This window comes from Microbacterium sp. Leaf203 (assembly GCF_001421275.1).
GTDB classification, from domain to species: Bacteria; Actinomycetota; Actinomycetes; order Actinomycetales; family Microbacteriaceae; genus Microbacterium; species Microbacterium testaceum_A.
Genome location: NZ_LMKF01000022.1, coordinates 444,287 through 456,632, shown reverse-complemented (window position 1 = coordinate 456,632; position 12,346 = coordinate 444,287). Strand labels below are relative to the sequence as shown.

The following is a 12,346-nucleotide window of genomic DNA, read 5'->3' as shown; positions in this document are numbered from 1 at the left end:
GCCCGATTTTCTGGGTGCCCACAGCCCGCCCCATGTATACCGCTTGTGTAGCTCATCGTTCCTAGACGCATAGCTAAACAAGCTCCCAACGCGGCTTCTGCTGGGTGCCGGCGTTGCGGATCCTTCCGTCCCGACGCATCTTGCTGAGCAGGTTCGTTACTTTGGATCTTTGCTGGGTGGCGTCTAGCACGTCAGGCAGATACTTGCCCAGCAGCCCGTCGATCTCCTTCCGGGACGCTCCACCGTACTGGCGGAGGTAGTCGATGATCAGCTGCGAGAAGTGCGCGTCGTCTTGCGCGCGCGTGCGGATATAGTCCGCTTTGCGTTCCGTGGCGGCGGCAACCGCCGCGCTCACATGCAGATGGGGGCGTCGTCCCTCGATGAGCTTGGCTTTGCGCAGCCGTGTGACTGCCTCGTCGGTGATCGGTAGACGCTTCTGCACCCGGTCAAGTGCGAGCACGTCGTCCAATGGCAGGTCGGTACGCACCATGAGCAGCTGCGAGTATGCCGCGTCGATGACAGCGCCGGGAATCGTCAGTCTGACCTCGTCCGACCGGGAGAGGTCGTAGTCCGGCAGCGGAAGGAACCGGCGCACTTGGTCCTGCACCATGCGATGGATGCCGTAGCCCATCTGGTCGATGAGGTTGAGTTCCGTCATCGCCTCGACGAGGAACGGGTTGCGGTACTTCCGTGGAATCCGCTCGTCGAGCGCATAATCGTCAGGGGTGCCGTCGTAGAACTCGCCGACGCTCTCGAAGACGAGCTTGTCGACATGCTCGGTGACGATGACCCGAGAGTCCTTTGTGTAGTCCTGATGCGCGATGCAGTTGTACAGCGCCTCGAGGATGCTTCGCTCGTCGTACTTGCTGATCTCGCGGTAGATGAGCTCATTGGGCGGCAGTAGCCGCAGTTGTACATTCCTAATCTGACTGGCCAGCTCAGTCGCGTTGAGAAGGAACGGGAGTCGGAAGTGTTGATAGGCCGATTCCTGTCCGACGAGCTTCCACGTCAACTGCGCGGGATGGGGACTCAATAGATGGGTCGAGGTGTCGGCGCCGAGTAGCAGGAGCGCTGCGCGCGTGATGTCTCCGTCGCGCGTCAGCCTGGCCTTGGCGAGGAACTTCGCGTCACTCCAGGAAGCGATGTCTGCAGCGGGAATGCGGGATGCGTTCCGCTCGGCAAATCCCTGGCGGGCGCGGGCTATCGCAGTGGGGTCGAGGTGCTCGATCGCGGCCGAGCGGACGGCAACCGCGGTCCAGTCGGCTGCCAATGTCTGAGCACGGATCTCGTCGAGCTTCGACAGATGCAGCGAATCCAGGCTCTCACCGCTGCGCGCGTAATAGTGCCCCTTCCACGCAATAGGGATTCCACGGGGTGCAGGAGGAACCTTCAGCAGGATTACGCGCCCATCGGGATGGGCGAGCTCAAGAATCTCGCCGAAGGTCGCACTCGGCTCAGCGCTCTCAGCGACCTGCATCTTCAGGCTCTGCAGCCGATCAAACTCTCGGCGGTAGGGAGTGCCGACGATCTTGCGGGTCGTGTTCCTGACACCGAACACGAGCCAGCCCGCGTCCGCACCGCGCAGGTTGGCTTCGTTCGACAGCGCCGAAAAGTACTTGCCGATATCGTTCGTCGAATACCCTTCGCCTGCTTCTTTGAACTCGACGACTTCGTTCTCCCAACCGGCGACAAGCTGATCGAGGAGTGCGGAGGTTTCGGCGGGAGTCATCTATACGGGCCTCAGATCGTTCGAACGTCAGTCTCGGGCGACACCTCGCGGAAGATCTGTTCGGCGTTAATTCGCGCAGCATCGGTCTTGAAGCCTGCGTCCAGAAACACGGCTCGTAGCGGATGCCGCGCGGCGATCCTCTTCAGGAGATCGTCGTTTAGCTCCTCGGCAAAGCACGCAATCAGAGCATCATCGTCGACAGAGAGGACACGCCGGGATGCAATCTCTTCGACGGCGATCGGAGCTGCGAGGTCCAGACCCCAGTCGAGCAGCACCTCGAAGAGCAGATCCTCGTCGGTGCGATCGGGCTTCACGCTATCAACAGATTCCGAGAGCACGGCCTGCACCAGATCGTCTGCGGTAGAGAGCGTGTCGGCCATGTTGCTCGTCTCGATGTGCAACGAGCGGAAGCCCACGTCGAGGCTCGCACTCTGCTGTCCCGCCCCTTGACTTATTTGGGCACCTGCGCGGCGTAAGCGGTCGCGGGCGACGTCGGCAATGGATACGTAATCAGGGTGGTCAACCGCCTCGTCAAGTTGCACAAGGATGAATCGCCTATGCCCGTGATCGGCTGCGTTGAGCTTCATTACGGCGTGGCCAGTCGAACCGGAGCCAGCGAAGAAGTCTATAACCAGGGCTCCTCGATCTCCCTGCGTCACCGAGCTGATCCACTTTGCCAGGACATCGACGTCCTTTGTGTAGGGGAACACGTCGCTATTAAGTAGTTTTTTCAATGCGTAGGCTGCGCTAGCGCGCTCTTGGCTGAAGACAGGCTTGATGGCCTGGGTATCCATCTCGTCAAGATATCGCTTCAGTCGAGGAGTGCTGGTGTGATCTGGGCCAAATATTACCCGGCCTTGGGAAATGCGCTCAGCCATCGTAGTGGGATTAAACCGCCATCCCTCCTTTGGCATCTTTACCGGGACCCCGGTCACCGGGTGAGCAAGGTCGTACCGCGACGTACCGGTAGCAGAGGGCTTCGCCAGATTGTCGGATTGGAACGGTCGACCAGTCGCGTCCAACTGGTCGTATCGGAAGACTGCTGGCTCGAGGTCACCTCGCATCTCACGGAGTCTCTTGCGGAAAACAGGAGTGGCTTCGTTTGGATCGTGCCCCGAGGCCTCCCAGACTTCCCTCGCCAACTCCAGCACCTGTGCGTGGCCTTTTTTGGGTTCCGTCCAACGCACATCTCGCTCGATCAGGCAGGCACTGTTCCTGGCATAGATGAGCATGTAGTCGATGCCTTGAGATGTGAAACGGGCGTCATTCTTGCTACCACCTTGCCAAACGACATTCGCAAGAAAGTTGTCACCTCCAAATACTTCATCAAGCAAAAGGCGAAGGTTCCCGTGCTCGTGATCTGCGATCGCGACGATGGCAACACCGTCGTCGGCCAGAAGGCTGCGCGCCAGTTTTAGTCGTGAGTACATCATGCTGAGCCAGTCGGAGTGAAACCGACCGTTTGCTTCGGTGTTTGCGACGAAGCGATCCCCGGTTTGTGACTTCTGACCAGACCGCTTCAGGTACTCGGTGGTCGACTCGGCGAAGTCATCGTCGTAGACGAAGTCATTACCGGTGTTATAGGGCGGGTCGATGTAAATGAGCTTGACCTTGCCAAGATAAGACTCCTGCAGCAGCTTCAGCGCCTCGAGGTTGTCACCTTCGATGAAGAGGTTCTTCGTCGTGTCGAAGTCCACCGATTCCTCGCGCACGGGTCGAAGCGTCTTGGCAATGGGTGCATTCGCTGCGAAGGCCGCAGCACGCTTGCCGGGCCAGTCGAGCTGATAACGCTCGTGGGGCCCCTCGACAATGTGGTCGGCGAGCTCCTGGCGGAGCAGGTCGAAGTCGACGGCGCGACGGGGGGCGCCATCGGCATCGTGTGACTCGGTGATGACCATCGGGAAGAGTTCCGCGAGCTTGTCGATATTCGCCTGTGTGAGGTCGGGGGATGTCATCCGGAGCTTCTCCATGGTCACTTCTGCTCTTCCAGTTCTGCTTGCTTCGACCGCAACATCCGGCGCAACTCGACCTTCCGATTGAGCTGCTGTTCTGAGCGGATCTTGCGCTCCAGCCCCGCGACCTCCCGCTGCAGTCGACGCACCGTCGCCAGCCTCACGCCAACATGCGGGAGGTCTTCGCCTGGTCGAACCTTGATAGGAGTCAGCGGCGCGAGCAGAGCGGAGTAGAGCGCGTCTAATGAGATCGCAGTCGGCAAGGGTACGCGTTGAATGTCCGCTGGCATCCATCGCGTCGAGTAGTACGCCGGTGCCTTCGACGTTCCCATGCCCCGCGGCTTGTGGGCAGCAACCATTCGAACCTCGCGGCGAGCCCCCGCTTCGCGCGTGATCTCAAAGAAGATCGGATTTGGGATCGCCTTGTCGATGACAGCCAGCACGGCGTCAGCAACATCGTTGCGCTTGCCATCTACCTGGAGTACTTCGATCTCGGGCACAGCGTCAGTGCTCGGCAGATTGATCGTTTCCTCTGCGATCTTATGCGTCCAGGTGATGCGCTGAACGTCGGCCACGAACTTTTCGCGCACTCCCGCAGTCACTAAGCCGTTCTCATAGAGCTTCTCTTTCGGGAGGCGGGCGCCGAGATAGCTGACGTTGGGCCACTGGTAGAGACCATCGGTCATTGCGTGCCCGCCGAATCCACGACAGCGATGAAGGCGATCAACTCGAAGTCATCGAGCCCCGCGATGTGCTGCGTGAGCGCCGTCGTGTGGCCGCCACGGAACAGGCTGTCGATATCGCGTCTTTCTGCGACGTCGGTCATCGATCGGATCGCATCCGTCAGGAGCGCCGAGTATTTGCCCATTTCCGAACCCTCTTTGGTGGCCTCATTGAAGATGTGGGTGACCTCGGCGACGGGCTCGTCATGGGGACGGGAGCCGGCGCGTACAAGGTCGAGTAAGCGCTTCGCTTCGGTGTGGTCAGCGATGACTCCCCCCGCGTCATCGACGTAGAAAAGGTAGTGCGGGTGGAGGCGGTTACCCCGGTTCGCGGCGGGGTCGGCGTTGACGTTCTTGAGGGCGAATATCACACCTGGCAGGAGGCCTATCGCAGGGTCTGCAGGTATAACTGCATGCAAGCCGCGCGGGGCGGTAGCGATGTCGCCGTACTGGTTCATGTATGCGAGCAGGTCCATACGGAAATCGTTGAGGCCGAGATCCGTGATCGATACACCTGCACGAACATCCTCGAGTTCGATGTTCTCGTTCTGCAGTTTGCGCAGCTGCTCCCTGCGGAAGGCGGCATCCGAATCCTCCGGGTTGAGCACGTTGTCGTCGGCTGAGCCGGCGAGGTCGGCGATTACCATCCGGTTCTCGACCCGCTCCTTGAGGTTGATGTACTCGTCGAGCGAGATATCGGGCCAGAAGTTGACGAGCTGGATGACCTCGTTCATTGAACCGATGCGGTCGATACGTCCGAACCGCTGAATGATCCGCACAGGGTTCCAGTGGATGTCGTAGTTGATGAGGTAATCGCAGTCCTGCAGGTTCTGACCCTCGCTGATGACGTCGGTGCCGATTAGCACATCGATGTCGCGGGTTTCCTTCGGCATCGTGAGGTGTCGCTGTTTGGACCGGGGCGAGAACATCGACATAATCTGCTGGAAGTCGAAGCCCGTGCCGATCGTCGACTTTACGCCGTGGCTACCGCCGGTGATCACCGCGCATTCCAGGCCCGCCGGCTGGAGATCCGACGCGAGCTCGCTGTAGAGATAACTCGCGGTGTCGGCGAAGGCAGAGAAGATGAGCACCTTGCGGTTCTCCGGGTTGAGGGGGTGCTCTGCCTTCTGCTGGACCATATGCCGCAGCTTGCGCAACTTAAGATCGTGCGCCGGGGTCACCTTGCGCATCTCGTCGAGGAGCTCGCGCAGTGTCTCGCGGTCATGCCAGAGGTCTCGCTGCCACGATTCGACGTCGATGTCGTTGATGTCGATGCGGATCTTCTCGCCAAACGACAACGCCTCGACGTTGGCGTCATCCTCATCGTCGAGGTCGAAGTCGAGATCATCTATGTCGCGGATCTCGGGGAGTGAGCCGGAGTGGCTGCTAAGCCGCGTCAGCGTGCTGTCGACGGCAGACTCGATCTTCGCCAACGTCAAGCGGAAGGCCTCGACCGAACTCTCGAGACGCTTGAGCAGGTTGACCGTCATGAGCTTCTTGAGACCCTCTTCGCGACCTTGCTGGCCGAGGTTCGAGCGAGCGCTGCCGGTCGTGACGTCGTAGAGGTCCTCGTACTTGCTGATGCGGCTCGGGAACACGTACGCGAGGGGCGTGTAGACGCCTAGCGTCAGCATCTGGAGTTGCTCGAAAATCTCGTTGAACGAGGGGACGTCCGCGAGGTCGGTGAGTGGCTCGCGGATCGATTCCGGCGGCAATCGTTTCGGGAAGGCACCGATCTCGCTCGTGTCGTAGAACGCCTGAATGTGCTTACGCGACCGTGCGATTGTGACCGCGTCGAGCAGCTCAAAGAAGTCGAAGTCGAGCATCTGCAGGATGCGGTCGGCCGTGCGCTCTTCCGCAGGCAGCTTGGACCACTCATTAAACACCGCCTGTGCGTCGCGGAATACTCGCTCAACTGATGTCGAGAGCGTGAGCTTCGCGGCGAGGGTGTCGCTCTCGCCCTCGTAGGCCAGCTGCAGCTGATTCTTGAGGTCGTTGAAGCGGTTGTTCACCGGTGTCGCAGACAGCATCAGCACTTTTGTCTTCACCCCTTCGCGGATGACCTGCCGCATGAGGCGCTGGTAGCGCGACTCTTTCTCTTCGGCGTAGTCGGCGTTGCGGAAGTTGTGAGACTCGTCGATGACAACGAGGTCGTAGTTGCCCCAGTTGATGCGGTCCAACCTTAGGCCCAGCGACTCACCTCGGGTGCGGGAGAGGTCGGTGTGCGCGAGAACGTTGTAGTTAAACCGGTCGCTCGCAAAGATGTTTGTCGTGAGATTGGCGTTGTAGTTCGTCCAGTTCTCCGCAAGTTTCTTCGGCGCGAGGACCAGGACGGACTTATTGCGGAGCTCGTAATACTTGATGACCGCCAGTGCGGTAAACGTCTTTCCCAGGCCGACGCTGTCGGCGAGGATGCAGCCGTTGTACGTCTCGAGCTTGTTGATAATGCCGGTCGCGGCGTCTCGCTGAAAGTTGTAAAGGCTTTGCCAGACCTTGGTGTCCTGATAGCCGGTGCGGTCGTTCGGGAGTACGTCTTCACTGATGTCGTCGAGGAACTCGGCGAAGAGGTTGTAGAGGATGAGGAAGTAGATGCGCGCCGGCGAGTTCTCGGCGTACACGCTCGCGATGTGGTCGTATACAGCCTGGGTGACATCGGTCAGCTGTGAGGGGCTCGCCCAGATCTGGTCGAACAGATTGAGGAAGTTGCTTGCCTCGGTAGCGCCTTCAAATTTCGTGACCATGTTGGAGACTGCGTTGCCGCGTTCGTACCCGAGGTCTGCAGTAGTGAACCCCTGCAACGGCATGTACGCGGCACCATTGTTGACGACAGCGAACTGTTGCATCTGATGGCCGCTGGCGTTCGATCGGAAGGTGACCTTCTCGCGTACCCAGGCGGCGCACTCGCGAGCGATCGCACGTTGCGTCAGCCTGTTGCGGAGACGGACCTCGAACTCCGAGCCATAGAGAGATGACTCGGAGTGCGGGATGAAGAACTCGCGACGATCCTTTCGCAGCTTGTCCGTAGCCTGACCATTGCTGAACGACGGGGACGTGAAGATGAACTCGAGTTCCTCGACACGCTCGAGTTCCTCGCGCAGTGCTTCGAACGCGAAGATCGAGAAGGTCGATGCAGCGATGCGCACCTTGGATCCGCGGGTGATCTCGGACTTGAGGTCATCACCGAGTAGGTCGGAGACGTTGTCTATGATTCGCACGGCTTCGCGTCCCCTCCTCGCCCTCACTGAACCTGTCCGCGGCCCGGACGGAATAACCCGCGGGAGCGCGGGTAAGGCCGATCCTAACCAGACCCTCGGAACCGGCGGCGCTCAACTCGCGCCCTCCACCTTTGCAGGAGCCGCACCCCTGCGTCTGGGCTCCTGGCGGCTGCGTCGGTGCGAAGTCCCGCCGCCGGCGGGCTGGGCGAGGAGGCTGCCAGCGGGCTCCCTCGGCCGAGGGGGCTCGTCTCGCGTCCAGCGCGGGGTCGGCGGCGGCGCCGTTTGCGAACAGATGTCGTTATCTTCTGGCTTGCGAAGCGCCGGTCTCTCGCGAAGATCAAACGCAGTGCGCAAGTATCGGCACGTGGAGACCTTCAAACGGACACCGTTGCAGCTGTTCAACCTTCCGCAGCACTTCTATATCCCGCTTTTCCAACGCCCGTACGTGTGGCGGGAGGAGGAGCAGTGGGCTCCACTCTGGAGCGACATCCGTCGGGTCGTAGAGCGCCGCGTCGGCGACCCGCGATTGACGGCTACTCATTTCCTCGGGGCTGTCGTGCTGCAGAGCCACCAGGCGCGCGTGGGTCGTCTTGCCACGTGGAACGTCATCGACGGGCAGCAGCGACTCACCACACTGCAACTCTTGGCCGACGCGACGTCGGCGATCTTGGCCGACGCGGGCGACTTACGGCTTGCTGCTCAGCTTGAGCGGCTCACGCACAACGACGACATCTTCGTCGAAGAGGGGGGCAGTCGCCTCAAGGTACGTCACTTGAACAAGGACAGAGCAGCGTTCGATGAGGTGATGACGGCGGAACCGCCGGTCGACCACCGCAGCCTCGTCCAACACGAATCGCAGATCGTTCTCGCGCACGCATATTTTTCACGCGTGGTCGAGCAGTGGCTCGGAGCCGCGGACTCCGAAGATTTCTCCACAAAAGCAAAGGAACTTGCGACGGTACTAGTCGACGGCCTGCAGTTGGTGTCGATCGAGCTCGAGGCGTCCGAAAATTCGCAGGAAATCTTCGAGACCCTCAATGCCCGCGGCACCCCGTTGACCGCGGCCGACCTGGTGCGCAACTTCGTCTTTCAGCTGCTGGCGGAGCAGGGCGACGACATGGCGAAGGCCTACGAGGAGGACTGGCCCTTCGAGACCAAGTTCTGGTCCAAGGAGGTGAGTGTCGGCCGCAACCTGCTAAGTCGTAGCTCCCTGTTCCTGAATCAGTGGCTCGTCGCACGTACTGGTGAGGACGTCAGCCCGCAGTCGACTTTCACCCGCTTCAAGTCCTATGTGGAGTTGGAGAGTGCGGTGTCGATGGCTGAACTCCTGCGGGCCATCAAGGTGCAGGCCTCCCAGTACGAGTCTTGGACCGAAGCCGCGGGCCGGCGAGGCGGAAGCCTGACTCGCACGGAGATGGCGGTTTACCGTATGCAGGCTGCAGGCGTAGAGGTCTTGAAGCCCCTGCTCATCTGGTTGCACGAGCCGAGCCGAGGGCGGTCAGAGAAGACGATTGACGCGATCATCAACGCCGCAGAGAGCTGGATGGTCCGCCGCCAACTCCTGCGCCTGACGGGAAGCGATCTGGGGCGCATCGTCACTGACGTCATCGCCGCCAACTCGGAGGCGTCCGAAGCCGAGCTCATTGATCGCGTCGTGAGCCAGCTCGCGCGACTCAATGTCACGAGTACTTACTGGCCAGGCGACGAGGAGATCCGTCAAACACTCGCTACAGAGTCCGCATACACGCGGTTCCAGCGCGGACGGCTGCGCATGATCCTCGAGGCGGCGGAAGACGAGTATCGCCGAGCGACAGGTCAGCCGCAGATCGAGCGGATGGGCTATCCGATCGAACATCTCTTGCCTCGCACCTGGACGGAAACCTGGCCGGTCGCGGACCGGGACCAGGCCGAAGAGCGCCAGGCCCGCGTGCACCGGCTCGGGAACCTCACGCTGTTGACTCGATCCCTCAATTCGAAGGTGTCGAACAGTGCTTGGCCAACGAAGCGGTCAGCTCTGCAGGACCACAACACCATCACGCTCACCGGCCGGGTCATCAAGCGGACCGAGACTGAGCCCTGGGACGAAGAGCTCATCGACGAGCGGACAAATGAACTGATCGAGACCCTCCTGCGGGTCTGGCCGGTTCCCGAGGGGCATCACGGGAAGGTGGTTGACCCGCAGACGAAAGCTGGCGACTGGGTCGAACTCAAGCACCTGGTCGAGAGTGGGATGATCGCTGCGGGCGACAGGATCGTCGCGACGCACCGCGACTTCAAGGGGCGCGAAGCGACGGTCACTGCTGACGGCGCGATTCTGCTCGACGGCAAGCGGCATACGTCACCGTCTGCAGCGGGATTTGCCCTGCGTCAGAAGGCCACAAACGGGTGGTACTTCTGGGCCGTGCGGGACGGGCGTCGGCTTCGGGATGTACGGGCGGAGTTTCAGAACTCGATGCCGGCGGATGTCGGGTGATTGCGCTCGGAGCGGCTGATGAGGTCGGGGTTGGTGCCCGGTCGTGATCTTCGATATATATCAGAAAGGGGGATGTCACAGATGAGCGGTGAGATTGAAGGCGTCAGCAAAGATGTCGATTGGAAGTCGTCGAGCGGTTCGATTCAATCCCCAGCGGTGAGTTCGCTGCCCGGTGACTTCCAGGACCGGGTCTTCCGAGCAATTGCGGTGCAAAGACCTGCAGCGACGGCATACATCAAGGAAGTCCGACGTAAGAGGCCCGACGCTACGCCGGCCGAGGTCATGAGGACTATCGAGTCCCAATACGTGGCGACGACGACCGCTGCAAGTGCCGCCATCGGCGCGTCGGCCTCCATCCCCGGGGTCGGTATTCCCGTGGCAATCGGTCTTGGCGTCGGCGACCTCATCTTCTTCTACGAGACCACGGCGTTGTTTGCCCTCTGCATGGCGGAACTCCGTGGGATTCCCGTTGATGACCCTGATCGCGCGAAGGCCATCGTCCTTGGCTCGCTGCTGGGCGAGAAGAAGCGCAACAAGGTCACGAGTCTCGTCCTGACGGCGCTTCCTGCGGGCGCAACTATCGCTGCAGGACGGACAGCAGCGACCGCCGTCGCGAGTGGCGCGTCATCGAAGTGGGGCGATCTTATTGCCGAGCAGATCCCGGAGTCCGCGCTCGTCCCTGTGACGATGGTCCTGGCACGCGAGGCGGTCGCCAAGGGCGCCGTGATGGGCACCGTAAAGATCAGTTCGAAGGCCATCCCTGTCATCGGTGCCGCGGCAGGAGCGGCGACCAGTTTTTACTTCGGCAGCAGCGTGGTGAAGTCGTGTCGCACCGGTTTCTCCGAACCGATGCAGTCCTGGCCCGAGTGGCTCGAGCTGACTGACGCAGATGGTGATGGCATCCCCGATCCTTCCAAAGCAGTCCTCGCGATGCGCGCCGCGTCAGAGTCCGCGAAGGACTTTGGAGAGAGCGTCTGGGGGAAGGTTGTCGACGCCACCGAAGTCTTCCGCAGCGTCGATATCGACGGCGACGGCATTCCGGATGAGGCTCGCGCGGTGACGGCGACAAAGAACGCGGCGAAGGCGGTGGGAGATGCCACCGGCTCGGCGGCACGAGTCTTAGGCGATGCCACCGGTACGGCGGCAAAGGCGGTCGGTGGCGCTGCTGTGGGAACGGCGAGCGCGGTGGCCGGCCTGTTTAAGCGAAACAAGCGAGCTAACGCGCCCGACGGCGCAGGGGAGATCTCGGAGGCCCCCGGCGAAGACGAGGCTGAGCAGCGAGGCCCCTCAACATAGTCGTGTGCACGGACCCCACCTACCTCACGGTCGGATTCTTGGGTGCCCCGGTAAGGTGCCGCTCCCATCGCGCGGGTCGCGCCCCGGCCACGACGTCCACGCCTTCGCGGGCGACGGGACCGTCTCGGTGGTAGACGACGACCGATGCGCTCTCGAGGCCGGATCGTGGTCGTGGGTGCGCTGGCGGCATCCTTCGGTCGGTTCGAGGTGGCGATGGAGGTCGTCGGGCCACCCGAGCTGGCGGAGGCGTTCGCGGCGCAAGCGGAGCGGTTCGCGCGTGCCGGAAGAGGATCCTCCGCCGGAGGAGGCAGGCGAGGAAGCTAGCGGCATGTGGTCATGCGCGGGAAGCCGGGGTTGACGATGAAGGTGCGGTGCGGTGCGGTGCCGCGACGAGGTCGGCGTCTGATGAGGCCGGTCGGCGGCCGCGACGCGCAGCGAGTGCGCGCCGCGACCGCACACGTCACTCGGCGGTGACCGACGCGCTCCACGTTACGCCGAAGCGGTCGGTCAGCATGCCGAAGCCGGCGCTCCACGCTGAGGCGGCGAGGGGTTCGACGATCGTGGCATCCGTCGACAGGGTGTCCCAGTAGCCCTGGAGCTCCTCGAGGGTGGGGGCGCTGATCGAGACGAACAGCGACTGGTCGGTGACCGTCGTGTTGTTCTCGCGGTGGGTGGAGCCGGGGGCGGCAATGCCTCCCTCGGTGCGGCCGGGGATGTCGTAGCCCATGATGCGGAAGCCGTTCTCACCGGCGACCAGGCCGAAGACGACCTTGTCGGCGCCGGGGATCTCGGCCGGCATGCCGAAGTCGGCGTAGGTGTTGACGACGAGGTGGCCGCCGAAGACGGACTGGTAGAACTCGAGCGCCTGGCGGGCATCGCCGCGGAAGTTCAGGTGAGTGGTGGTCTGCACGGGCATGGTTGCTCCTCGATGAATGGGCCGGGATCGGCTCGTGAGATCA

General features: G+C 61.8%; 7 protein-coding genes. 2 read left to right on the top strand and 5 right to left on the bottom strand.

Annotated elements, in window-relative coordinates; all coding sequences use genetic code 11:
• Positions 1-73: 73 nt before the first annotated feature.
• Genes ASE56_RS03390 through ASE56_RS03375 form a run of 4 tightly spaced genes read right to left on the bottom strand, consistent with a single transcriptional unit; the run spans position 74 to position 7,618 of the window.
• A complete protein-coding gene (locus ASE56_RS03390) occupies positions 74-1,729 on the bottom strand; it encodes an RNA-binding domain-containing protein (RefSeq protein ID WP_056224932.1) in 1,656 nt (551 codons plus the stop codon).
• 11 nt (positions 1,730-1,740) lie between these two features.
• The gene (locus tag ASE56_RS03385; protein ID WP_235556919.1) at positions 1,741-3,684 is read right to left on the bottom strand and encodes a site-specific DNA-methyltransferase; all 1,944 of its coding nucleotides are present in this window, start codon (positions 3,682-3,684) and stop codon (positions 1,741-1,743) included.
• Positions 3,685-3,701: 17 nt separating this feature from the next.
• Entirely contained in the window at positions 3,702-4,367 is a 666-nt protein-coding gene (locus ASE56_RS03380; RefSeq protein ID WP_056224929.1) for a DUF4391 domain-containing protein, read from the bottom strand.
• Positions 4,364-7,618 (bottom strand): helicase-related protein, encoded by a 3,255-nt coding sequence (locus tag ASE56_RS03375; protein ID WP_056224926.1) that lies wholly within the window; start codon positions 7,616-7,618, stop codon positions 4,364-4,366. Before ASE56_RS03375 ends, ASE56_RS03380 begins: the two co-directional genes overlap by 4 nt.
• Positions 7,619-7,982: 364 nt before the next feature.
• Here ASE56_RS03375 and ASE56_RS03370 point away from each other — a divergent pair, with 364 nt between their 5' ends.
• Positions 7,983-10,091 carry a DUF262 domain-containing protein gene (locus ASE56_RS03370; protein WP_056228123.1) on the top strand — a complete coding sequence of 703 codons (2,109 nt, stop codon included), beginning with the start codon at positions 7,983-7,985 and terminating at the stop codon, positions 10,089-10,091.
• A gap of 72 nt (positions 10,092-10,163) precedes the next feature.
• Positions 10,164-11,387 (top strand): hypothetical protein, encoded by a 1,224-nt coding sequence (locus ASE56_RS03365; protein ID WP_235556918.1) that lies wholly within the window; start codon positions 10,164-10,166, stop codon positions 11,385-11,387.
• Positions 11,388-11,847: 460 nt separating this feature from the next.
• Here the strand turns inward: ASE56_RS03365 and ASE56_RS03360 are convergent, their stop codons facing one another.
• Positions 11,848-12,303 carry a VOC family protein gene (locus tag ASE56_RS03360; RefSeq protein ID WP_056224921.1) on the bottom strand — a complete coding sequence of 152 codons (456 nt, stop codon included), beginning with the start codon at positions 12,301-12,303 and terminating at the stop codon, positions 11,848-11,850.
• Positions 12,304-12,346: the final 43 nt, after the last annotated feature.

What these genes read in the sequence shown, in the direction of transcription:
- ASE56_RS03385 (WP_235556919.1), bottom strand. Translation starts at nt 3,684, where the DNA reads ATGACATCCCCCGACCTCACACAGGCGAATATCGACAAGCTCGCGGAA.
- ASE56_RS03390 (WP_056224932.1), bottom strand. Translation starts at nt 1,729, where the DNA reads ATGACTCCCGCCGAAACCTCCGCACTCCTCGATCAGCTTGTCGCCGGT.
- ASE56_RS03380 (WP_056224929.1), bottom strand. Translation starts at nt 4,367, where the DNA reads ATGACCGATGGTCTCTACCAGTGGCCCAACGTCAGCTATCTCGGCGCC.
- ASE56_RS03365 (WP_235556918.1), top strand. Translation starts at nt 10,164, where the DNA reads ATGTCACAGATGAGCGGTGAGATTGAAGGCGTCAGCAAAGATGTCGAT.
- ASE56_RS03360 (WP_056224921.1), bottom strand. Translation starts at nt 12,303, where the DNA reads ATGCCCGTGCAGACCACCACTCACCTGAACTTCCGCGGCGATGCCCGC.